Below are 21,366 nucleotides of genomic sequence, written 5' to 3' on the forward strand. Positions count from 1 at the left end.
GGGGCGGCGGCCGGCGGCGCGCCTGTCAACGGCGGCTTGACACTCCAACGGCGGATCGTGCCGCCGGCTGCTGGTCGGCTCGGCTCCGCTCGGGTCGTCGGCAGGCGGGATTCCGTCCTTCTGCCAGAGATCCCCTCCGGAGGAACGGCTTTTCGTCTTTCGGCGGCCTCTGCCGCCACTTTCGCACTCAGCCGAGCGACCGCGGCTGCGCGTCAGCTAGCAGCCGCGGTCGTGTCCTCCGGCGGCTGGTGCGGCGGCCCGCTCAGGGCCGCCCTTGACTGAGAGGAGAAAGTCCTCACCGGCGTCGCCTGTTTACTGAGCGAATGCTTTGAGCACTTCAAAGGCCGTGTTTCCTGCGATGCCTAGCGCCAACGCTTCGCAGACTTGAACAACTTTAGAGACTGCAGTCTTAAGACCGCGGGTATTCACGTCTCCGCTCGTAACGACAGTTTCCAGTGTCTGTCGCGCCTCTACTAGGGCAGGAGAATCCCACGGCACCTCATTGTCTTTCAAGACGATTTGGAGCGCTGCGACTAAGTCGGCTGGCGATATATCCTCCCGGCTAAAGCTCTGCTTGCTCGTATTGTTGCCCTCGGCGTAGCTGAAATTCACGTTGGAGTACGAACCGAAGGAGAATGATTGCCGCCGGTTAGGCATTTGCTTACCCTTCTGGATTGCGGTGGCCGTTTTTTGATCCGCCAGTGCTCGATGCCACGCATGGCCAGCGGGAGTGAGGCTGACGGCCAAGCCGTTGAACGACTCGGCAAAATCTGCCGCCCCGTTTCTAGTTCGCTGATAAGCCTGAAAAAAATCTCGCCTTCCCAATGCATCACGCCTTACTTCAATCATATGCCACCAAAATGCTGCAACTAGCGCGTGAAGCTCTTCAGGGGAAATTTCTCGCGTGTCAGCAATCGCAAGATCGATAATAGGGACATGCCGGTTCTCCAGCGCCAGAAAGGAAATGATCCGCTCCAGATGGCTAGCCATCTGGGTGGAGTCCAAATCTGAGCCGTGCGAACGACTTGAGTGCGTATCGGGTTGATCGACGCAAAACGCCTTGCCAGCGGGATGCCAGTCAAGTATTGATCCGTTTGACAGTGCGAGCGACTGCTTAATTCCGTTGACGTGCACCGTGGAAAGAACTAGATGGTAGGACGCTAGAAACTCGCCTGGCTTCGCCCCGGCCTCCTTCCTGTCGTCTTCATATTTGTCGACTATGCATATCCACTTCCCGGCAGGGATCCCGCTAATCGCAGTCTTAGCCTCCGGGTAGAGCTGGCGACTTGCTGAACGGGCCCGTTCTTTCCACAGCACGGAATGCTCATCTAAGTCACGCATTTCGCGAAATAGCCAGCCAAAGAATGGGAGCGTGAACAGAAAGTATCCGACCGTGATCGCCACTCTAACGACTGTTCCGAGCTTGATTATGAGTATCTCCACCACCGCCGCAAAGCACAGGATATAGAGCGCCATCCTTAGGATGGAAATAGGTGTACGCACCAAGAAGGCAACGGGGGTGCATTCGCACAGGTGTTCGGGGGGAACTCGAACTCGCGAGTGTCTAGTAGCCACTCGGTCCTCGAGCGATCGAGTATTTATGCGGACGGCCAGCATGAAGAGAGTGGTAATGCGACCCCATGGCGGTACAGCTTAACGATCCGCCCGTTGCGCCACAGGCGGATCGAAATTCATGCCGTTAGTCATCAATATGTCGGGTAGCTAAGCACTCCTGTTCAGGATTGCTAGCGCGACGAGCGAGCTTCCAGAGGCAGATGTGACTATCGGTCGCTGATGTTAATTGATAGCTGTCGCAAGTGGTGGATCTCTAGAGAAGCGTCAACTTTTCTGAGCGCAGCCGGTGTCATAGTCTGGCAGGGCTGTTGCACGTATCCCCAAGGCCCTCGCCGTATCCAAACCGTAAATAGGCCTGCTTTCGCGGCGGGCGCGATGTCGTTGTCGAGGCGGTCGCCGACGTAGGCGATTTCGTCGGGGCGGTGGCCGCTGACCTCGATGAGCTTCTCGAAGAGGGCGACGTCAGGCTTTGTGACGGCCCAGTCGTCGGACGTGGCGAGCAGGTCGCACGGCAAGTTGAGCTCTCGCAGGAACTGGCCGGCGCGAACCGTCTGGTTGCCCGCGATGCCGACGAAGTAGCCGCCCTCGCGGAGCTCGGTGAGGCAGTCGCGGACGTCGGGTAGAGGTTGAGGGCGTTGAGGTACTCGCCCATCCCGGCGTCGAGGCGTGCTTGACGTTCCTTCTCCAGGTTGAAGCCGGGCTTGAAATGCTCGAAGACAGTGCGGTAGTCCTCGCCGCGGGCTAGGACGGCGCCGAACATGGCGGTGAAGGTGTGTCGGGGGACGCCGAGCCAGTCGGCCCATGTGCCGTACTCGTGGGACTCGTCGATGAGGGTTTCGCCGACGTCGAACCAGACAGCACGGATGGGCACGGCGGTAGAACCTCCCGGCTCGGGTGAACGAAGCTGCGAACCTCAGACGAGTGCGATGAGCTGCTCATCGAGCAGGCGCACCGCCTCGGAAGTCTTCCACGGGGCGACCGCGGCCCGGAACTCGCGGATGCGGTCGGCTCCGGTGGCGTAGCCGGCCTGGTGCAGCTGTTCGGCTGCGTCGCCGACGATGCGGCATGCTTCGTCGAGGTTGCCGTTGTGCAGCTCGACGGGCCGTGCCCCCGATGTGCCCAGAACAAGCGCAAGCGAGTCTGACCAGCCGAGACAGCAGAGACTCAGACGTTGAAGCGGAACTCCACCACGTCGCCGTCCTGCATCACGTAGTCCTTGCCCTCCATGCGCACCCGGCCGCGGCTCCTGGCCTCCTGCATCGAGCCCGCTGCCGTCAGGTCCTCGAACGACACGACCTCGGCCTTGATGAAGCCGCGCTGGAAGTCCGAGTGGATCACGCCGGCCGCCTCGGGGGCCGTCGCGCCGATCGGGATCGTCCACGCGCGGGCCTCTTTCGGGCCGGCCGTGAGGTAGGTCTGCAGGCCGAGCGTGCGGAAACCGACCCGGATCAGCTGGTTGAGGCCCGGCTCGTCCTGTCCGACGGATTCCAGCAGCTCACGTGCCTCGTCCTCGGGCAGGTCGATGAGCTCGGACTCGATCTTCGCGTCCAAGAACACCGCCTCGGCCGGTGCCACCAGGGCACGCAGCTCGTCCAGGAACGACGCGTTGCCCAGCTCGTCCTCGTCGACGTTGAAGACGTAGAGGAACGGCTTGACGGTCAGCAGGCTGAGCTCGCGGAGCGGCTCGACGTCGACCCCGGCGGCGTAGAGGGTGGTGCCGCCGTCGAGCACCGCGGACGCCGCCTTCGCGGCCTCCAGCACCGGCACCCGGTCCTTCTTCATCCGGGCTTCCTTCTCCAGCCGCGGAATCGCCTTCTCCAGCGTCTGCAGGTCGGCGAGGATCAGCTCGGTGTTGATCGTCTCCATGTCGTCGGCCGGGCTGACCTTGCCGTCCACGTGGACCACGTTCGGGTCGCTGAACGCGCGGATGACCTGGCAGATCGCGCTGGCCTCGCGGATGTTCGCGAGGAACGCGTTACCGCGGCCCTGGCCGGTGGACGCGCCCCGCACCAGGCCCGCGATGTCGACGAAGCTCACCGCCGCGGGCACGATCTTCTGCGAGTCGAAGATCTTGGCGAGCGCGTTCAACCGCTCGTCGGGCACGCCCACCACCCCGACGTTGGGCTCGATCGTCGCGAACGGGTAGTTCGCCGCGAGAACGTCGTTCTTGGTCAGGGCGTTGAAGAGGGTCGACTTGCCGACGTTCGGCAGACCGACGATACCCAGCGTAAGGCTCACGCCGACCAAGGTTACGCGTCGGCGTACGGCCGGACCTCCCGGGCGTCGTGCAGTGCCCTGGCCCACCACGCCAGCTGGTCCAGCAGCGCCTTCGCGGCGGCGACGGGGCCGTCGGCGTCCACCAGCACGCCGTCGGCACCGAACCGCTCCCAGTGCCGGTCGAAGCTTACCGACTCGCGCACGGTGGCCGCGTGCAGTTCGGCGAACACGAGCCGCAGCTGCTCGATCGCGCGCAGGCCACCGCCGTGCCCGCCGTACGAGACGAACCCGACCGGTTTCGCCTGCCACTCGGTGAAGTGCCAGTCGATCAGGTGCTTCAGCGACGCCGGGAAACTGTGGTTGTACTCCGGCGTGACGACGACGAACGCGTCCGCCGCCGCGAGCCGCGCCGCCACCGCACGCAACGGGGCCGGTCGCGTCGACACGTCGGACAACGCGCCGAGGTCCGGCGGCAGCGCCCGGGGCAACTCCACGTCCGCCACGTCCAGCACGTCGACGTCGAAATGGCCGTGTTCCTGGGCCTGGGCCCGGAACCAGTCGGCGACCCGCCGGCCGAATCGGCCCTGCCGGACGCTTCCCACGATGATGACGAGTTTCATGCCACTCACCCTGGGCGAACGTCGCGGCCGCAGGAACACCGTGCGAAGGCTGGCCCTCGCAGGGCGACGATAAGAGCCGGCTCCGCTACTAGCCTCGAACCATGAGCGAGCTCGGCGATTTCCTGCGATCGCGCCGCGAAGGGTTGCCGCCGGAGAAGGCCGGACTACCCCGGGGATCCCGCCGGCGCACGCCCGGGCTGCGTCGCGGTGAGCTCGCCACGCTGGCCGGAGTGAGCGTCGAGTACCTCGCCCGCCTCGAACAGGGCCGTGACCGCCACCCGTCGGCGCAGGTCATCGGCGCGCTCGCGGACGCACTGCAGCTCTCCGACGCCGACCGGCTGCACCTGCGCGGCATCGCCAAGGCGCAGGACGGCGTCGCGTGCCTGATCGTCGAGCCACCGGCCACCGAGGTCAGCGGGGCGGTGCGGATGGTGCTCGACCGGCTCGAACCGTCGCCGGCGGTGGTGCTCAACCGGATCAGCGACGTCCTCGCGTTCACCGAGGGGTTCCGGCTGCTGGCCGAGCCGATCGGCCTGCTGGCGTGCGGCAACCTCGCCCGCTACGTGTTCACCGATCCGCGGGCCCACGAGGTCTACCCGGAGTGGGACGCGGTGGCGGCCCGGCGCAGCGCCGACCTGCCGCACTCCTCAGACCCATACGTGACCGACGATCTCGCCCGGCCCTCCGCCGCGCCGCCGGCCGGTGAGCGGCGGGAGGTCCTGCGCCACCCGGACGTCGGCGAACTGCGGCTGCGTCCCGAGACGATGGTGTTCCCGGACGCCGCCGACCTGCGTCTGGTGCTCTACCTCCCGCACGACGACGACACCTCCGAGCGAATGGACCGCCTGGTCAGGACCGGTCCGCGGGCGGTGGGCACGGTGCGCCTGGACACCTCGGCGAGCGGGGTCAGCGACGCGGCGCCCCGCGCCCTCGTCGCGACCCGCAACCGGGTGGCCAACCAGCGCACGACCAGGCCGTAGACGACGACGAAGACGACGTTCGCCGCGGTCGGGTGGCCGAAACCCAGCACGGTGCTGACGACGGAGAACGCGATGGCGGCCTCCAGACCACCGGTACGCACCGTGAGCCACCCGGCCACCGCACCGATCACCGCGTACGTCCACGAGCCGTGCACCAGCGCGAACAGCAGCGCCTGCCCGCCCACCGCCGGCCACGGCGACGTCAGGTGCGCCCCGATCGTCTGCAGGATCCACCCGCGGAACAGGTACTCCTCGGCGGCGGCCTGCACCGGCACCAGCGCGACGGCGACCATGATCATCGGCACGAACGTCGTCCAGCCCGGCCAGGTGAACGAGAGCGCGGCCGCCGGGAGGGCCACCAGCGCGCAGATGCCGAGCCACCGCATCCGCAGGTGTCCCCGGACCGACGAGAGCGTCCCCGGTCTCCGCTCCTGCGTCCACCGGACCGCCAGGAAGGTGAGCGGGAGCAGCAGGACGAAGGGGGCGAGATCGAGCGCGTAGCGCGCGGCCGGGTTCACGTCCGGCGTTCTCAGTCCGAACACCACCAGCACGAAGACGCTCGCTACCAGCGTGAGCGCGACGAGCGTCGGACGCAGGCGGTCCGCGGTCGACGCCGCGAGACGGTGGTAGGGGATCAGCGGCGTGGCATAGATCAGCATGACTTCAGCGTCGGGCCGGGGTCGGTCCATCTCGTCGGCTGCGAGCAGGAAAACGGCCTCTACCGAGCGATAGAGCCCTTAGGGTTCGACTCGATGAAAAACTGGACGCTGCCGGTCGCGCTGGGCGTGGCGCAGCTGTTCTACTGGCCGCGGCACGTGCTCCCGCACCCCGACGAGTACCTCGGTGTGCTGGCGATCGTCGTCGTCGCGGTCGCGCTGGGGTGGCGTCGGCGGCGTCCGCTGTTCGCGCTCGCCGGGGTGGTCGCCGGGCTCACGGTCGGGCAGTTGAGCACGTCCGGCGAGGCGCTCGCGGTGATGCAGATCGGCGACATGATCGCGCTCTACTCGGTGGTCGTCCGCGAGGCCGGGCGCACCTGGCCGCCCGCGCTCGGCGCCCTCTGCGTCTGGCAGGCGGTGATCGCGACCGCGGTCTGGGACAGCGCCGCCCGGTACGTGGCCGAGACCGGGTTGATGGTGCTGAGCTACCTGCTGGTGGCCGGCGGCGGGGTGGCGCGCAGGCAGTGGCTGGCCGGACGCCGGGCGGCGGCCGACGCGTTGCGGCAGGCGCGGGTCGCGCACCAGGAGGCGGGCGCGGGCGAGCGGCATCGGCTCTCCGAGGAGCTGCACGACGTCAGCGCCCACCACCTGACCTCGATCGTCGTCACGATGAACGCCGCCGCGCGGCGCAAGTCGCTGGAGGCGGAGAGCCTGCGGATGGCCGCGGAGAACGGCCGGGCCGCCCAGGAGGAGCTGCGCCGGCTCCTGGGCGACGACGTGGCCCCGGCGGAGGCGCCGCTGCACGAACGGCTGGCCGAACTCGCCGACGCGTTCACGCGGCTCGGCCAGCGCGTCACCGTGGAGCTGCCGCCGGTGGACTCCCTCACCGAGCCGGTGGCCGACCTGATCCACGCGGTCGTGCGCGAAGCACTGACCAACACGGTGCGCTACGCACCCGGCGCCGCGGTCCGCGTCCGTCTTCGTCCCGACGTCGGGCAGCTGCACGTCGTCGTCGAGAACGACGCCGGCGCGGGCCCCGGCGAGCGGCTCGGCTCCGGACGCGGCCTCGCCGGCCTGCGTCGACGGGCGCACCTGCTGGGTGGGGCAGTGGCCGCGGGCCCGGTCGAGGAGGGCGGCTGGCGCGTGGTGGCCACCGTGTCGAGGTCGGCGACGGCCCGGAGCCGCTGGGCTCCCGAACTGATCGACGTCACCACGACCGCCCTGCTGCTCGCGATGCCGCTGGGCCTGGCCCTCATCCCGGACGAGGCGGCGCCGCTCGACGGCCGCACCTGGCTGTGGCTCGCGGTCGTGGCGCCCCTGCACACGCTGCCGCTGCTGTACCGGCGCCAGGCCCCGTGGGCGGTGTGGGCCGCGGTGTTCGCCACGATCGGGATGTGGCCGCTCTGGATGTTCGACGCCGACGGGGCCACCGCGCAGGGACGGCTCGACCTGCCGCTCTTCGCTCTCGGCACGGAGTTCGTCGCCGTCTACGCGGTGGGGTCGCACGCCCGGCGCAAGTGGGCGAGCCTGCTGGTGGTGCCGGCCACCGGCGCGGTCACCGGGCTGCTGGGCGTGGTCGGCGTGGCGGTGTACGAGGGCGGCGACCCGGGGAAGACCGCGCTCGGGCACCTGGTGACGTTCGCGATCACCGCGGCCGCGATCACCGTCGTCGCCGCGGTGCCCTGGGCGGCCGGGTTCGGGGTGCGGCTGCGCCGCGACCGGATCGTCGGCCGGGAGGACGGTGCGCTCACGGCCGCGGTCTCGGCGGCCGAGCACGAGGCGCGGGCGGAACGTGCCCGGCTCGTCGGCGGCCTGCGCGAGCAGGTGCTGCAGCAGACCGACCGGGTCGTGCTGGCGGCCGACCGCGGTGACCCGGACGAGGTGCTGGCCGCCGCGCGGTCCGCGCTGGCCGCCATGCGCGAGCTGCTCACGGCACTCGATCCCCGACCGGCACGAGCTCTGGTGTGAGCGGCGCGGGCTCCGGGCGTGCCGAGGCGATCCGGGTCCGCGTCCCGAGCCGGTGCACGAGCACCGCGTAACCGACGATCGCCACGCAGTCGACGAGCGCCACCAGCCACCCGGAGTCCGCCGCGGTCTCGTCGATCGACAGGCCGCCGACCGCGCTCACCGCTATCCCGAACGCCAGCACGTTGTTCACCACGTGGATCGCGATGCCGGCCTCCAGCCCGCCGGTGCGGATCGCCAGCCACCCGGCGACCCCGCCGAACACCATCAGGTCGACGAAGCCCCAGCCCGTTCCGATGCCGTGCAGCAGCGTGAACACGAGCGCCTGGACGCCGATCGCGATCCAGCGCAGCCCGACGAACGCGGCGACCGACTGCAGGATCCAGCCGCGGCACAGGTACTCCTCGGCCGCCGCCTGCACCGGCACCAGCGCGAGCACGACCAGCAGCGCCGGCGCGAACGCCGTCCAGCCGGCCCACCGGTACTCCCCGCCGCCCTGGCCGAGGACCGTGAGCAGCCCCAGCGACAGCACGGTCGTGCCGAGGGCGAGCAGACCGCAGAGCAGCATCCACCGCCAGCGCAACCGCCCCAGCACCGACGAGAGCGTGCCGGGACGGCGGCCCTGCGTCACCCACGCGACGAGCAGGACGACCGGCAGCATCAGCGCCACCGCCCCGATACCCAGCGTGAAGTCGGCGAGCGGCCCGACGTCGGTCCCGCCGCTGGGCACGAAGATCACCAGCGCTCCGGCGCCGGCGACCACCAGGTACGCGATCGGCGCCAGCACGAACCCGAGCAGGGTCTTCCACCAGCGGTTCGTCGGGGTCCGGGCGAGCCGGTGGTAGGGGGTCACCCCTCCAGCGTGAACGCGGTGGGCGCCGGGCGCGTCGGCTGCGCGCAGGATCTCGGTCTCTACCGAGAGATAGAGACCTGACAGATGTTGTCGGACCGACCCCCTAAGGTCGATGCCGATGAAGACGGTGATCCTGCCCCTGGTGCTCGCCGCTACCCAGCTGGTGTGGTGGCCGGGCGGGTGGGTGCCCGGTGCGCCCGCCGTCGAGGATCCGCTGGCCGCCGCGGTCACCGTGCTCGCGACCGTGGGCGCCGCGGCCGCGCTGTGCCTGCGTCGCTCCCGGCCGGTCGCCTCGTTGGTGGGCTCGGCCGCCGCGATCACGGTCGCGGTACTGGCCAGCCCGTACGACGCCGCGCTGACGGTCGCGCTGGCCGACCTGATCGCGCTGTACTCGGTGGCCGCCTGGAAACCGCGGCGCACCTGGGGCGTCGCGCTGGTGTCGCTGGTGGTGTGGCAGGGCGCCCTCGGCGCGCTCGAGTTCGGCGTCACCAGCGAAGGCATCGCCGAGTTCGGGTTCATGGTCGTCGCCTACCTGGTCACCGCGGGCGGCGGCGTCGCACGCCAGCAGTGGCGGGCCGGTCGGGAGGCCGCCGCCGCCGCGCTGCGGCAGGCCCGCACCGCTCACCGCGAGGCCGGCTCGGGCGAACGCCAGCGCCTCTCGGCCGAGTTGCACGACGTCAGCGCCCACCACCTGACCTCGATCGTCGTCTCGACGAACGCGGCGCTGCGGCTGCGTCGCAGCCGTCCGGAGCTGCTCGCCGAGAGCCTCACGGCGGCCGCCGCCACCGGCCGGGAGGCCCTCGCCGAGCTGCGTGCGCTGCTCGGCGGCTCCGGCCCCGCTCCGGCCGGCCCGCACCTCACCGATCGTCTGGCCGAGCTGAGCGACGCGTTCACCCGCCTCGGGCAGCACGTCACGCTGGAGGCACCCGACCCGGGGCCGCTCCCGCTGCCGGTCACCGAGGCCGCCCACGCGGTGGTCCGCGAGGCGCTCACCAACACCCTGCGCTACGCGCCCGGCGGCACGGTACGCGTCCACCTCCGTCTCGACGTCGGGCAGCTGCACGTCGTCGTCGAGAACGAGGCCGGGGCCGGCGGCAACGTGGTGCGCCTGGGCTCGGGGCGCGGCCTGGCGGGCCTGCGGCGGCGGGTCACCGCGCTCGGCGGCACGCTCACCGCCGGTCCGGCCGGCGGCGCGGGCTGGCGGGTGAGCGTCACCGTGCCGGCGGCCGAGCCGGTCGGGAAGCGCCCCGAGCGCTGGTGGGCCGCGCACCGCACACCGCTGATCGACGTCGGCATCGTCGCGCTGCTGCTCGCGTTCTCGATCGCCGGTCTCTACATCCCCGACGAGGACGGCTGGGCGGTGCGGCCGGTCCCGCTCGGCATCTGGCCGCTGTTCCTGCTGATCGCGCACAGCGCCCCGCTGCTGTTCCGGCGCCGCGCGCCCTGGGCGGCCTGGGCGGGCGTGTTCGCCACCGCCGGGCTGTGGCCGCTGTGGCTCACGCCCGACGGGATGACCGACAACCTCGCGTCCGCGCTGATCTTCGCGATCGGCGCCGAGGCCGTCGCCGTCTACACGGTCGGCGCCCACGCGCGGCACCAGTGGCGGAGCCTGCTCGTGCTGCCCGCGTCGGCCGCCGTGCTCGGCGCGGTGTCCCTCGCCGTGCTGGTGAAGAGCGCCGGGGACGCCGGCCAGCCGGTCCGTCCGGTGCTCGCGGTGTTCCTCGGCGCGGCGTGGGGTGCGGCGCTGACGGTGCCGCTCGTGTTCGCCTGGGCCGGCGGCTTCGTGGTCCGCGTCCAGCGTGACGGTGTGGTGCGTCGCGAGCACACGGCGGTCACCGCGGCGGTCGCCGCCGCCGAGAGCGAGGCGCGGGCCGAGCGGGCGCGACTGGTCGGCGGGTTGCGTGAGCAGGTGCTGCAGCACACCGAGCGGGTCGTTTCGGCCGCCGACGCCGGCGATCCGGACGACGTGGTCGCCGCGGCCAGGGCGGCGCTGGCGGCGATGCGTGAACTGCTCACCGCGCTCGACCCGCCTACCGCCACCGACCCCGCCACCACCGCCGAGCCGGTGGGCGCCGTCGAGCGGCCGGGCACGCTGGCGGCGTCGGCGTGATCAGGGTGATGGTCGTCGAGGACCAACCGGTGCTGCGGGCCGGGTTCGCCGCGATCCTCGACTCGGAGCCCGACATCACCGTGGTCGGCGAAGCCGGTGACGGCGCCGCGGGCGTCGAGCTGGCGGAGTCGCTCCAGCCCGACGTCGTCGTGATGGACATCCGGATGCCGGGCATGGACGGCCTCACCGCCACCCGGCTGCTCACCGACCGGCCCGGCGCGCCCAAGGTCGTCGTGCTCACCACGTTCGATCTCGATTCCTACGTGTACGAGGCGCTCCGGGCCGGCGCCGCCGGATACCTGCTCAAGGACGCCGAGCCCGAGGAACTCCTGAACGCGGTGCGGGTGGTGGCCGCCGGCGAGGGCATGCTCGCGCCCACGGTCACCCGCCGGCTGATCGCCACGTTCGCCGAGGGCGGCCCGCCGCCCGACCCCGACGCGGAGGCCACCCTCGCCGGGCTGACCGCCCGGGAACGCCAGGTCTTCGTGCTGCTGGCCTCCGGCCTCTCCAACGCCGAGCTCGCCGAGGAGCTGGGCGTCGGGGTCGGCACCGTGAAAACCCACGTCAACGCACTGCTGACGAAGCTGGGCGTGCGCGACCGGGTGCGCGCGACGATCCTCGCCTACGACCTGGGCATCGTCCGCGCGAAGGGCGGCCGCCCCGCTTGATGGCCGAGTGGCGCGTGGCCGGTGGCGTCACCGTGCTCCTCAAACGCGACGACCTGATCCACCCGGAGCTGACCGGCAACAAGTACCGCAAGCTGCGCCTGAACCTCGACGCGGCGCGGGCGCAGGGGCATCGCCGGCTGCTGGCCTTCGGCGGCGCGTACTCGAACCTGATCCGCGCGGTCGCGGCGGCCGGCACGCTCCACGGGTTCGAGACGGTCGGCGTCATCCGCGGCGAGGAACACCGGCCGCTCAATCCCGGCCTCGCCGACGCGGTCGCACGCGGGATGCGGCTCACCTACCTCGACCGGGCCACCTACCGCCGGAACACCGATCCCGACGTCCTCGCGGCGCTGCGTCGCGAGTTCGGGCCCTTCTACCTGATTCCGGAGGGCGGCTCGAACGAACTCGCGGTCCGCGGCTGCCTCGACATCGTGGCCGAGATCGACGTGCCGTTCGACGTGATCTGCTGCCCGGTGGGCACCGGGGGCACGCTGGCCGGCATCGCGGGCGGTCTGCGCCCCGGCCGGCGGGCGATCGGGTTCTCCGCGCTGAAAGGCGGCGGCTTCCTCGACGCCACGGTCGAGGATCTGCAGCGACGCACGTTCGGCCGCCGGGTCGGCGACTGGTCGATCGAGACGCGCTACCACCACCGCGGCTTCGCCCGGTCGACGCCCGAACTCGAGGCGTTCCTCGACGACTTCGCCGGTGAGCACGGCTGGCGCCCGGACCCGATCTACGTCGGCAAGATGCTGTTCGGCCTGTCCGCTCTGGCCCGCAACGGCGAACTGCCCCACGGCACCACCGCCGTGGCCGTCGTCACGGGCTGACGTCGGCCCGCGCGGGGGTGGGGCCGGAAAAAGCATTCGGGCCGTGGTCGCATCCCGCTTATCGTCGAAGGATGGGGGCGGATCGGCCGGTAGGGCCGGGGAAGACACTGTTGCGGCTGCGTACGTACGCGCGGCCGCACGCTGCTCGCCTGCTCGTTCTGCTCTTCTCCGCCGCCGCGGCGCAAGCGCTGCAGATCGTCGGCCCGCTGCTCACCCAGCGCCTGATCGACGGGCCGGTCCGGCACCGGACGACCGACGGGCTGTGGGTCCTCGCGGGGCTCGCGCTGCTCGCCGCGCTGCTCATCCAGGTCAGTGACTACATCGGACGACGTGCGCACGCCACCGGCTCGGTCGGGATCGAGACGGCGTTGCGTACCGACCTCTACGGGCACATGCAGCGCCTCTCGCTGAGTTTCCACGAGCGCTGGCAGAGCGGGCAGTTGCTCTCGCGGGCGACGTCGGACCTGCGTGCGGTCGGGAGCTTCCTGGCGTTCGGGTCGGTCTTCATCGTGCTGCAGACCGTCACGTACCTCGGGGTCTCGATCGTGCTGATCTCGATCTACTGGCCGCTCGGGCTGCTGGTCACGGCCGGTGTGCTCCCGGTGATGGTGTTGACCTACGGCCTGAGCCGGAGCTACCTCCCGCTGTCCCGGCGGCTGCAGGACGAGGTCGGCGACCTCACCAGCCTGGTGGAGGAGTCGGTCCTCGGCTTCCGCACGATCCGCGCGTTCGGCCGGCACCGCTACCTGAACGAGAAGTTCGCCGAGGCGGCCGGGCAGGTGAAGCGCACCGGGCTCGCGCAGGGCATGGTGATCGCCCGGTACTGGCCGGCGATCGAGGCCGTGCCGGGGTTCCTGCTCGGCGCGACGCTGCTCGGCGGCGCACACGCGGTGGCGAACGGGGCCATGACCGTCGGCGAGCTCGTCGCGTTCGTGGGCCTGCTGACGTTCGCGATCTGGCCGCTGGACTCGTTGGGCTGGCTGCTCGGCGAGGCCCAGCAGGCCGCGACCGCGGCGCAGCGCGTCTACGAGATCCTGGACGCCGAACCCGGGATCGTCGACCGGACACCGACCGAACAGCTCGACGTCCGGGGCCACCTCCGCTTCGAAGACGTCAGTTTCCGGTACCCGACCGAGAAGGACCCGGTTCTCCAGCACGTCGACCTGGACGTCCGGCCCGGCGAGACCCTCGCGCTGGCCGGTGTCTCCGGCTCCGGGAAGACGACGCTGACGTTGCTCGTCGACCGGCTCCACGACGTGTCCGGCGGGCGCATCACGCTCGACGGCGTCGACATCCGCGACCTGCCGCTGGAGACGCTGCGCACGCACGTCAGCGCCGCGTTCGAGGATCCGACGCTGTTCTCCGCGAGCGTGCGCGAGAACATCACGCTCGGGCGCCCCGACGCGACCGACGAGGAAGTGGCCGCCGCGCTGCGCATCGCGCAGGCCGAGTTCGCCTACGACCTGCCGTGGGGCCTCGACACCCGGATCGGCGAGAAAGGACTCTCGCTCTCCGGCGGTCAGCGGCAGCGGCTGGCGCTGGCCCGGGCGGTCGTGGGGCGGCCACGCGTCCTCGTGCTCGACGACCCGCTCTCGGCCCTCGACGTGGAGACCGAGGCGCTGGTGGAGAAGGCGCTGCGCACGGTGCTGACCGGCACCACCGCGCTGCTGGTCGTGCACCGCCCGTCCACGGTCGTCCTCGCCGACCGGGTCGCGCTGCTCGACGGCGGCACGATCGCGGCCGTCGGCACCCACGAGGAACTGCTGGCGACCGTCCCCGCCTACCGGAACGTGCTCGACGCGACCCCCCAGGAAGTACCGCGATGACCACCACCGACTGGCACGGCGTCGCCGCCGAGGAGATCGACGACGTCCCGGACGACGCCGGCCTCCGGCTGCGGCGGCGCAGCCGGAAGCTCCTGGGCAGCCTCGTGCGCCCGTACCGCCGCTCGATCGGCGTCGCGTCGTTGCTGCTGATCGTCCAGAACGTCAGTGGCCTGGCCGGCCCGTACCTGATCAGCGTCGGCATCGACGCGGGGCTCCCGCCGCTGATCGACCGCGGCGACAGCAGCGTCATCGTGACCGTCGCGGCCGCGCTCGTCGTCGCCACCGTCGTCGAGTCGCTGAGCCGGCACGTCTACCTCCGCTTCAGCGCACGCATCACCAACGGCATCCTGTTCGACCTGCGGCGGCGCGCGTTCGCGCACCTCCAGCGCCTCTCGCCGGCGTTCCACGAGCGCTACACGTCCGGCCGGGTGATCTCCCGCCTGACCTCGGACGTCGACTCGCTCGCCGACATGCTCGACGGCAGCCTCGACGACCTGGTCATCCAGAGCCTGAACGTGCTGGTGATCGGCGTCGTGCTGCTCGTGCTGGACTGGCGGATGGGGCTGCTGGCGCTGCTCGCATTCCCGTTCCTGTGGTTGATCATCCGGTGGTTCCGGAAGGAGTCCGGGCCCGCCTACCGCCGGACCCGTGAGGCCGTGGCGTCGGTGATCGTCCACATCGTCGAGACGCTCGGCGGCATCCGCGCGGTGCAGGCCTTCCGCCGCGAACCGCGCAACAACGTGCTGTTCGGCCGGCTCGCCGGTGACCTGGCCGCGGCCGACGCGAAAGTGCTGCGGCTGATGGCGGTGTTCGTGCCGGGGGTGTTCGGGGTGTCCACCGGGGCGACCGCGGTGATCCTGGCCGCCGGTGGCTGGCTCGCCGTCCACGGGCAGCTGCAGGTGGGTGTGCTCGCCGCGATCCTGCTCTACGTCCGCCGGTTCTTCGACCCGATGATGCAGCTGTCGATGTTCTACAACAGCCTGCAGTCGGCGACCGCCGCGCTGGAGAAGATCTCCGGCGTGCTGGAGGAGGAGCCCGACGTCGCACCTCCGGCGCGTCCGGTGCCGCTGCCGGTCCGGGCCGGCCGGGGCCGCTCGATCGCGCTCGAGAACGTCACGTTCGGCTACCGCGAGGGCCGCACGATCCTGCCCGAGCTCGACCTGACGATCCCGGCCGGGCAGACCGTGGCCCTGCTCGGCGCGACCGGCGCGGGCAAGACAACGATCGCCCGCCTGATCGGCCGGTTCTACGATCCGCTGGCCGGACACGTGCGCCTGGACGGCGTCGACCTGACCGACGTGGACGAGGACGCGCTGCGCGCGGCCATCGTGACCGTGACCCAGGAGAACTTCCTGTTCGGCGGAACGGTCGCGGAGAACATCGTCTTCGGACGTCCGGGCGCGAGCCCGGCGCAGGTCGAGGCGGCCGCGGTCCAGGTCGGAGCCGACCGGATGATCCGCGAGCTGCCGCTGGGGTTCGCCACCCCGGTCGGGCAGCGCGGCTCGCGGCTGTCCGCGGGGCAGCGGCAACTGGTCGCGTTCTCCCGTGCGGTGCTGGCCGACCCGGACGTGCTGATCCTGGACGAGGCGACCTCGTCGCTGGACATCCCGAGCGAACGCGCCGTGCAGCGCGCGCTGCGGACACTGCTCGCCGACCGCACCGCGGTGATCATCGCCCACCGCCTCTCGACGGTGGAGATCGCCGACCGCGTGCTCGTGCTGGACGCCGGCCGCATCGTCGAGGACGGACCGCCGGCCGAGCTGCTGGCGACCGGCGGCCGGTACGCGGCGCTGCGTGAGCTATCCGGTCGCTAAGTCGCCGGCCAGTGCCTCGGCCTGCTCCATCCGGCGGGCGCCCTCCCGGCCCAGCCGCTCCAGCACGCGTCCGGCGATCGCCTCGACCAGCGCCACCGCCGGGGTCAGCGCCCGGGGCGAAGCCTCGCTGGGCAGCACCACCTCGGCGTGCGCCGCGGCCGGCGACAACCCGGCCGCGGTGAACAGCACGACTTTCGCGTGCTGCTTCGCGGCGTACCGGGCCAGCGCGGTCACCACCGGCTCGTACGGCGGCAGGTCGAACACGACGAGCACGTCACGGGACGTGAGGTCGGCGACCGTCGCCACCGGCGGCGCGCCGACCACGTGCACGCCGGGGCGCACGGTGGCCAGCAGCTGGTGCAGGTACCCGGCGAGCAACGAGCCGCCGACGACGTAGACCTGCCGGCGGCGGTCGGCCAGCAACTCGACCGCCTCCTGCACGTCGTAGGGCGGAAGCCCGGCCACCGTGCGCACCATCGCCTTGGTCGCGTCGTCCACCGACGCGAGCATCGCCGCGTCCCGGGCGGTCGGCGACCGACCGGCCGCGGTGGTCTCGGTACGCAGGCCGCGCTGGAAGTCCGGAAAACCCTGGAACCCCAGCCGGGTCGCGAAGCGGACCACGGTCGGACCGCTCACCCCGGCACGCAACGCCAACCGCGCGACGGTCTCGAACCCAGCGGCCGGATAGTCGGCCAGCAGCACCCGGGCCACCTTCCGTTCCGCCGGGCTGCATTCGCCCAGTCGTTGTCGGATCACGTCCGCCAACGTTTCTTCCACAACTCGCTCGATCACGACGCCTCCCCCGCGCCCGATGTCCGACCCGCCGTTGGGTGTCCCCCGACACGCCTGCGGCGTGATGCCCCCACGAAGGTCTGACGGACGAAGACTTCTTAAGGTCATTTATCGGACGTTTGAGCGAGAAACTGTCCCCCGCGAGGGCGTGCCGCCGTGGCACCGCCGGGCCGATGGGTCACGATTCGCTCATGTCCACCTCCACCCTCATCGGACTGATCGTCGTCGCCCTGATCTGTCTGGCCGCCGGTGCGGCCGCGGGGTGGTTCGCCGCACTGGCCCGGCACGCGGCCGACACCGCCGGGCTCCGTGCGACGGTCGAGGCGTCGAAGGCGAACGAGGACCGGCTGGAGCACGCGCTGCGGTCGATGACGACGGAGGCGATCGAGCGGAACAACACCGCGTTCTCCCAACTCGTCGGCCCGATCCGGGAGAGCATCGCGAACGTCGAGCACACCGTCGTCGAGCTGGAGAAGGACCGGGCAGTCGCGCACGCGGCACTGCGCGAGCAGGTCAACGCGATGCAGCAGACCGGCGAGAAGCTCCGGGTCGAGACCGGACAGCTGGTGTCCGCGCTGAAAGCACCCCAGGTCCGCGGACGCTGGGGCGAGCACCAGCTGCGCCGGATCGTCGAGGTGGCCGGCATGGTCGAGCACTGCGACTTCGTCGAGCAGGCGGTCTCCAACACCGAGGACGGCATCCTGCGTCCCGACCTCGTGGTGACCCTCGCCGGCGGGAAGAACGTCGTGGTGGACGCCAAAGTGCCGTTCGCCGCCTACCTGGAGGCGATGGAGGCCCGGGACGAGCAGGCACGCAACGCCCGGATGGAGGCGCACGCGCGGCACCTGCGCATGCACGTCGAGCAGCTCTCGGCGAAGTCGTACTGGCAGCGGTTCGAGCCGACGCCCGAATTCGTCGTGCTGTTCGTCCCGGCCGACACGTTCCTGGACGCCGCGCTGCAGCGGGAGCCGAACCTGCTCGAGCACGCGTTCAGCCGGAACATCGTCGTCGCGACGCCGTCGACGCTCGTCGCGCTGCTGCGCACGATCGCGTACACGTGGCGGCAGGAGGCGCTGGCCGAGAACGCGGCCGCGGTGCACGCGCTGGGGCGCGACCTGTACCAGCGGCTGTCCACGATGGGTGGTCACGTCGACAAGCTGGGCACCGCGCTGAGCGCGGCGGTGGCCCGCTACAACGACGCGGTCGGATCGCTGGAGGCGCGCGTGCTGGTGACCGCGCGGCGGTTCACCGACCTGCAGGTGGCGACGACCGACATCACGCCGCCGCGCCAGGTGGAGGCCGTGCCACGGGCGTTGCAAGCACCTGAGCTAGTGCCGGAACCCACTGATCAGCCCCTGCAGGTCGGCCGCCATGCCGGCCAGCTCTCCGGCTGACGCGCGCGACCCCGCCGCCTGGCCGCTTATCGACTCGGCCGTGTCGGCGACGCCCCGGATCGTCGAGGCGATGCTCATCGTTCCGGTCGCGGCCTCGGTGACGCTGCGGTTCATCTCGGTGACGGTCGCGCTCTGCTCCTCCACCGCCGCCGCGATCGTCGTCTGGAACTCGTTGATCTGATTGATGACGTCGGCGATCGCGGCGATCGCGGCGACGGCGCCCTCGGTGTCGGCCTGGATCGCCGCGACGCGCTGCGCGATGTCGTCGGTGGCCCGCGCGGTCTCCTGGGCCAGGTCCTTCACCTCGCCGGCCACGACCGCGAAGCCCTTGCCGAGGTCACCGGCCCTGGCGGCCTCGATCGTGGCGTTCAGCGCCAGCAGGTTGGTCTGCTCGGCGATCGAGGTGATCACCCGGACGACCTCCCCCACCTGGGCCGACGAGGAGCCGAGGCGCTCGACCGTGTCCCGGGCGTCGGACGCGTTGCGCACCGCCGAGGACGCGACGTCGGCGGCGCGGGCCGCGTTCTGGGCGATCTCCGAGATCGAGGCCCCCATCTGCTCCGAGCCGGCCGACACCGCCTGCACGTGCGTGGAAACCTCCTCGGCCCGGTGCGCGACCGACCCGGCGGTCGACGCCGCCCCGGACGCGCTCCGGCTGATCTGCTCCCCGACGCCGGCCAGGTCGGACGAGGACACCGAGAGCCGCTGGGCCGAGGCCCCGATCGCGGAGACCATGCCGTTCAGGCTCTCCACCGCCCGGTCGAACTCCGCGCCGAGCCGGCCGAGTTCGTCGCGCCCGGTCAGGCCCGACCGCCGGGAGAGGTCACCACCGGCCATGCCGACGACGACGTACTCGAGCGAGCCGAGCCGCGACACCATCGAGCGGATCAGCGCGGCCGCCGCGGCCAGCACGGCGAACCCGAGGAGCACGTTCGTGAGCACGATCGCGAGCAACGCGTCGCTGCGTGCGGCGTCGACCCGGGCGGCGTCCCGGTCGGCCTGGGCCTCGACGCCGTCGGCGACGGTGGGGAGCGCCTCCTCGACCGCGGTGAACGCCTGGTTGAACGTCGGCAGCTGGGCCCTGGCCGCCACCGGGTCGGTCGCCGCGGCGTCGAGCAGCGCGCCGGCCCGGGAGACGTAGGTGTCGATGGCGGCGAGCGAGGTCTCGGCCGCCGTCGTGACCGCGGGCGAGACCCCGGCGTCGCGGACCTGCTCGACCAGCTTCCGCAGTTCGGCCGAGTGGTCGGCGAACTCGCCCCGCACCTCGGAGAGGTTCGCCTGCGGGTCGACCAGCGCGAGCAGCACGTCGCCGCGGATCGCGTCGTGGTCCATGTCCGCCTGGAGCGTCGCCCGGGTCAGCACGTTCGCCGCCAGCACGCGCTCGGCCGAGTCGTGCGCCTCGGACAGGCCGTGCACACCGGCGACTCCGACGCCGACCGCGCCGGTCACCGCGAGCAGACCGAACGCGGAGAGTTTCTGGCCCACCGAGCGGTCAGCGAGGAACGAACTTAGCGACATGCGCTCAGGATCCGCGCAAAACGGATCTATCCCAGCCCAGGCGCGCCGATCAGTTCCCGACAGACTCTCACGACGTGGGCAGCCCGGCGGCCTTCAGATCGCGGCGGAGCTCCTGCGGGAGGGAGAACGCCAGCCGCTCCTGCGCCGACAGGACCTCCTCGACCTCGCCGTAGCCGCGCTCGGCCAGCCAGGCCAGCACCTGCTCGACGAGCTCCTCCGGCACCGAGGCGCCGGACGTGAGACCGACCGTCGTGACGCCGTCGAGCCAGGCCTCGTCGATCTGGTGGGCGAAGTCGACCAGCCGGGCGTCGTTCGCGCCGGCCTGCTTGGCCACCTCGACCAGGCGCACCGAGTTCGACGAGTTCGTCGACCCGACGACGAGGACGAGCTCGCACTGCGCGGCGATGTCCTTCACGGCCTGCTGCCGGTTCGACGTCGCGTAGCAGATGTCGTCGCTCGGCGGCGACTCCAGCCCGGGGAACCGCATCTTCAGGCGGTCGACGGTGGCCATCGTCTCGTCGACGCTCAACGTGGTCTGGGACAGCCAGACCACCTTCGACTCGTCACGCACAGTGACGTTGGCGACGTCCTCCGGCCCGTCGACCAGGTGGACGTGGTCGGGCGCCTCGCCGCTGGTGCCGATGACCTCTTCGTGGCCCTCGTGGCCGATCAGCAGGATGTCGTAGTCGGCGGCGGCGAACCGGCGCGCCTCGTGGTGGACCTTGGTGACCAGCGGACAGGTCGCGTCGATCGACTTCAGGTTGCGGGCCGCCGCCTCCTGGTGCACGACCGGCGCCACCCCGTGCGCCGAGAAGATCACTGTCGCGCCTTCCGGCACTTCTTCGGTTTCTTCGACGAAAATCGCGCCGCGCTTCTCCAACTCGGCCACGACGTGCCGGTTGTGCACGATCTGCTTACGGACGTAAACGGGGGCGCCGTACAGGTCGAGCGCCTTTTCCACCGTGACGACCGCCCGGTCGACGCCGGCGCAGTAGCCCCGGGGCTTGGCGAGCAGGACGCGCTTGACGGTCGAAGTCATGACCCCATGGTAGGCAGCAGAAACCCCGGCCACCTGATGAGGTGACCGGGGCAACCCTGCTTGCGGTCATCGCCGGGCCGCCACCCGGCGAGGATCGTCAGTCCTCGACGTAGAGCGCCCAGACTCCGTACCGGTGACCCCAGCGGTCCCAGTCGTTGCCCCAGTTGCCCCAACGGTTGCTGCGGTCCCAGCCGCGACGCCACTGGTTGCTGCGCACGCAGATGTAGTCGTCGCTGCGGTCCCAGCGGGTCTGCCAGCGACCGGCGCGCTCGCACGCCCAGCGGCTGTTGTAGACGCCACGGAAGTCCCAGTCGTCGTCGTCCCAGCCGCCCCAGTTCCCGCCGTGGGCCCCACGCTGCTGGGTCTGGTTGGCCGGAGCGCCGTGGGCCGTGTCGGCCGACGCCGGGTTGGCAACACCCAGAACGGCGCCGGTGGCCAGGGTCAGCCCGGCCAGCGCGACCGCGGTGCGGCGAATGGTGGTGTTCATTTCAGTGCCTCCCTTGGATCTTGCG

16 protein-coding genes and 2 pseudogenes are annotated in these 21,366 nt (G+C 71.1%); 8 read left to right on the forward strand and 10 right to left on the reverse strand.

Annotation, left to right across the window (positions count from 1 at the left end; all coding sequences use genetic code 11):
* Positions 1-312: 312 nt before the first annotated feature.
* From ABD437_RS42425 to ABD437_RS42440, 4 genes and pseudogenes are all read right to left on the reverse strand, one after another.
* Entirely contained in the window at positions 313-1,476 is a 1,164-nt protein-coding gene (locus ABD437_RS42425; RefSeq protein WP_344654655.1) for a hypothetical protein, read from the reverse strand.
* A gap of 305 nt (positions 1,477-1,781) precedes the next feature.
* A pseudogene (locus ABD437_RS42430) lies at positions 1,782-2,446 on the reverse strand (HAD family hydrolase).
* 293 nt (positions 2,447-2,739) lie between these two features.
* The gene (gene ychF, locus ABD437_RS42435) at positions 2,740-3,813 is read right to left on the reverse strand and encodes a redox-regulated ATPase YchF (RefSeq protein ID WP_344654656.1); all 1,074 of its coding nucleotides are present in this window, start codon (positions 3,811-3,813) and stop codon (positions 2,740-2,742) included.
* An 11-nt stretch (positions 3,814-3,824) separates the two neighbouring features.
* Entirely contained in the window at positions 3,825-4,412 is a 588-nt protein-coding gene (locus ABD437_RS42440; protein WP_344654657.1) for an NADPH-dependent FMN reductase, read from the reverse strand.
* A gap of 101 nt (positions 4,413-4,513) precedes the next feature.
* Here ABD437_RS42440 and ABD437_RS42445 point away from each other — a divergent pair, with 101 nt between their 5' ends.
* A complete protein-coding gene (locus ABD437_RS42445; RefSeq protein ID WP_344654658.1) occupies positions 4,514-5,392 on the forward strand; it encodes a helix-turn-helix transcriptional regulator in 879 nt (292 codons plus the stop codon).
* 77 nt (positions 5,393-5,469) lie between these two features.
* Here the strand turns inward: ABD437_RS42445 and ABD437_RS42450 are convergent.
* Positions 5,470-6,081 (reverse strand): annotated as a pseudogene (locus tag ABD437_RS42450) (CPBP family intramembrane glutamic endopeptidase); the annotation flags it as partial.
* A gap of 63 nt (positions 6,082-6,144) precedes the next feature.
* Here ABD437_RS42450 and ABD437_RS42455 point away from each other — a divergent pair.
* Positions 6,145-8,016, forward strand: coding sequence for a sensor histidine kinase (locus tag ABD437_RS42455; protein ID WP_344654659.1), 1,872 nt, complete (start codon positions 6,145-6,147; stop codon positions 8,014-8,016).
* Here ABD437_RS42455 and ABD437_RS42460 read toward each other — a convergent pair.
* Positions 7,976-8,866: a CPBP family intramembrane glutamic endopeptidase gene (locus tag ABD437_RS42460; RefSeq protein ID WP_344654660.1), complete on the reverse strand. Its 891-nt coding sequence runs from the start codon at positions 8,864-8,866 to the stop codon at positions 7,976-7,978. The genes ABD437_RS42455 and ABD437_RS42460 overlap by 41 nt on opposite strands.
* 118 nt (positions 8,867-8,984) lie before the next feature.
* Here ABD437_RS42460 and ABD437_RS42465 point away from each other — a divergent pair, with 118 nt between their 5' ends.
* The 5 genes from ABD437_RS42465 (at position 8,985) to ABD437_RS42485 (ending at position 16,111) form a co-directional block, all read left to right on the forward strand.
* On the forward strand, positions 8,985-10,976 hold the full coding sequence (locus ABD437_RS42465) for a sensor histidine kinase (RefSeq protein ID WP_344654661.1): 1,992 nt from the start codon (positions 8,985-8,987) through the stop codon (positions 10,974-10,976).
* A gap of 8 nt (positions 10,977-10,984) precedes the next feature.
* Positions 10,985-11,644: a response regulator gene (locus ABD437_RS42470; protein WP_344654745.1), complete on the forward strand. Its 660-nt coding sequence runs from the start codon at positions 10,985-10,987 to the stop codon at positions 11,642-11,644.
* Positions 11,644-12,471: a 1-aminocyclopropane-1-carboxylate deaminase/D-cysteine desulfhydrase gene (locus ABD437_RS42475; protein ID WP_344654662.1), complete on the forward strand. Its 828-nt coding sequence runs from the start codon at positions 11,644-11,646 to the stop codon at positions 12,469-12,471. The genes ABD437_RS42470 and ABD437_RS42475 overlap by 1 nt, the downstream gene beginning before the upstream one ends.
* A 71-nt stretch (positions 12,472-12,542) precedes the next feature.
* Positions 12,543-14,297 (forward strand): ABC transporter ATP-binding protein, encoded by a 1,755-nt coding sequence (locus ABD437_RS42480; protein WP_344654663.1) that lies wholly within the window; start codon positions 12,543-12,545, stop codon positions 14,295-14,297.
* Positions 14,294-16,111: an ABC transporter ATP-binding protein gene (locus tag ABD437_RS42485; protein ID WP_344654664.1), complete on the forward strand. Its 1,818-nt coding sequence runs from the start codon at positions 14,294-14,296 to the stop codon at positions 16,109-16,111. Before ABD437_RS42480 ends, ABD437_RS42485 begins: the two co-directional genes overlap by 4 nt.
* Here the strand turns inward: ABD437_RS42485 and ABD437_RS42490 are convergent.
* On the reverse strand, positions 16,097-16,903 hold the full coding sequence (locus ABD437_RS42490; RefSeq protein WP_344654665.1) for a MurR/RpiR family transcriptional regulator: 807 nt from the start codon (positions 16,901-16,903) through the stop codon (positions 16,097-16,099). The genes ABD437_RS42485 and ABD437_RS42490 overlap by 15 nt on opposite strands.
* Positions 16,904-17,094: 191 nt before the next feature.
* On the opposite strand from ABD437_RS42490, the gene ABD437_RS42495 reads away from it, so the two are divergent.
* A complete protein-coding gene (locus ABD437_RS42495; protein ID WP_344654666.1) occupies positions 17,095-18,297 on the forward strand; it encodes a DNA recombination protein RmuC in 1,203 nt (400 codons plus the stop codon).
* On the opposite strand, the gene ABD437_RS42500 is transcribed toward ABD437_RS42495, so the two are convergent.
* The 3 genes from ABD437_RS42500 to ABD437_RS42510 form a co-directional block, all read right to left on the reverse strand.
* Positions 18,232-19,815 (reverse strand): methyl-accepting chemotaxis protein, encoded by a 1,584-nt coding sequence (locus ABD437_RS42500; protein WP_344654667.1) that lies wholly within the window; start codon positions 19,813-19,815, stop codon positions 18,232-18,234. The genes ABD437_RS42495 and ABD437_RS42500 overlap by 66 nt on opposite strands.
* Positions 19,816-19,882: 67 nt before the next feature.
* Positions 19,883-20,854 (reverse strand): 4-hydroxy-3-methylbut-2-enyl diphosphate reductase, encoded by a 972-nt coding sequence (locus ABD437_RS42505; protein ID WP_344654668.1) that lies wholly within the window; start codon positions 20,852-20,854, stop codon positions 19,883-19,885.
* Positions 20,855-20,951: 97 nt separating this feature from the next.
* Positions 20,952-21,341 carry a hypothetical protein gene (locus ABD437_RS42510; protein ID WP_344654669.1) on the reverse strand — a complete coding sequence of 130 codons (390 nt, stop codon included), beginning with the start codon at positions 21,339-21,341 and terminating at the stop codon, positions 20,952-20,954.
* Between the last annotated feature and the right edge of the window lie 25 nt (positions 21,342-21,366).

Source organism: Cryptosporangium japonicum, from assembly GCF_039524755.1.
Lineage (GTDB): Bacteria > Actinomycetota > Actinomycetes > Mycobacteriales > Cryptosporangiaceae > Cryptosporangium > Cryptosporangium japonicum.

Excerpts from the sequence above, each read along its gene's own strand:
- ABD437_RS42425 (WP_344654655.1), bottom strand. The coding sequence starts at position 1,476 with ATGGCGCTCTATATCCTGTGCTTTGCGGCGGTGGTGGAGATACTCATA.
- ABD437_RS42440 (WP_344654657.1), bottom strand. The coding sequence starts at position 4,412 with ATGAAACTCGTCATCATCGTGGGAAGCGTCCGGCAGGGCCGATTCGGC.
- ABD437_RS42445 (WP_344654658.1), top strand. The coding sequence starts at position 4,514 with ATGAGCGAGCTCGGCGATTTCCTGCGATCGCGCCGCGAAGGGTTGCCG.
- ABD437_RS42455 (WP_344654659.1), top strand. The coding sequence starts at position 6,145 with ATGAAAAACTGGACGCTGCCGGTCGCGCTGGGCGTGGCGCAGCTGTTC.
- ABD437_RS42465 (WP_344654661.1), top strand. The coding sequence starts at position 8,985 with ATGAAGACGGTGATCCTGCCCCTGGTGCTCGCCGCTACCCAGCTGGTG.
- ABD437_RS42470 (WP_344654745.1), top strand. The coding sequence starts at position 10,985 with ATGGTCGTCGAGGACCAACCGGTGCTGCGGGCCGGGTTCGCCGCGATC.
- ABD437_RS42475 (WP_344654662.1), top strand. The coding sequence starts at position 11,644 with ATGGCCGAGTGGCGCGTGGCCGGTGGCGTCACCGTGCTCCTCAAACGC.
- ABD437_RS42480 (WP_344654663.1), top strand. The coding sequence starts at position 12,543 with ATGGGGGCGGATCGGCCGGTAGGGCCGGGGAAGACACTGTTGCGGCTG.
- ABD437_RS42485 (WP_344654664.1), top strand. The coding sequence starts at position 14,294 with ATGACCACCACCGACTGGCACGGCGTCGCCGCCGAGGAGATCGACGAC.
- ABD437_RS42495 (WP_344654666.1), top strand. The coding sequence starts at position 17,095 with ATGTCCACCTCCACCCTCATCGGACTGATCGTCGTCGCCCTGATCTGT.
- ABD437_RS42500 (WP_344654667.1), bottom strand. The coding sequence starts at position 19,815 with ATGTCGCTAAGTTCGTTCCTCGCTGACCGCTCGGTGGGCCAGAAACTC.
- ABD437_RS42505 (WP_344654668.1), bottom strand. The coding sequence starts at position 20,854 with ATGACTTCGACCGTCAAGCGCGTCCTGCTCGCCAAGCCCCGGGGCTAC.
- ABD437_RS42510 (WP_344654669.1), bottom strand. The coding sequence starts at position 21,341 with ATGAACACCACCATTCGCCGCACCGCGGTCGCGCTGGCCGGGCTGACC.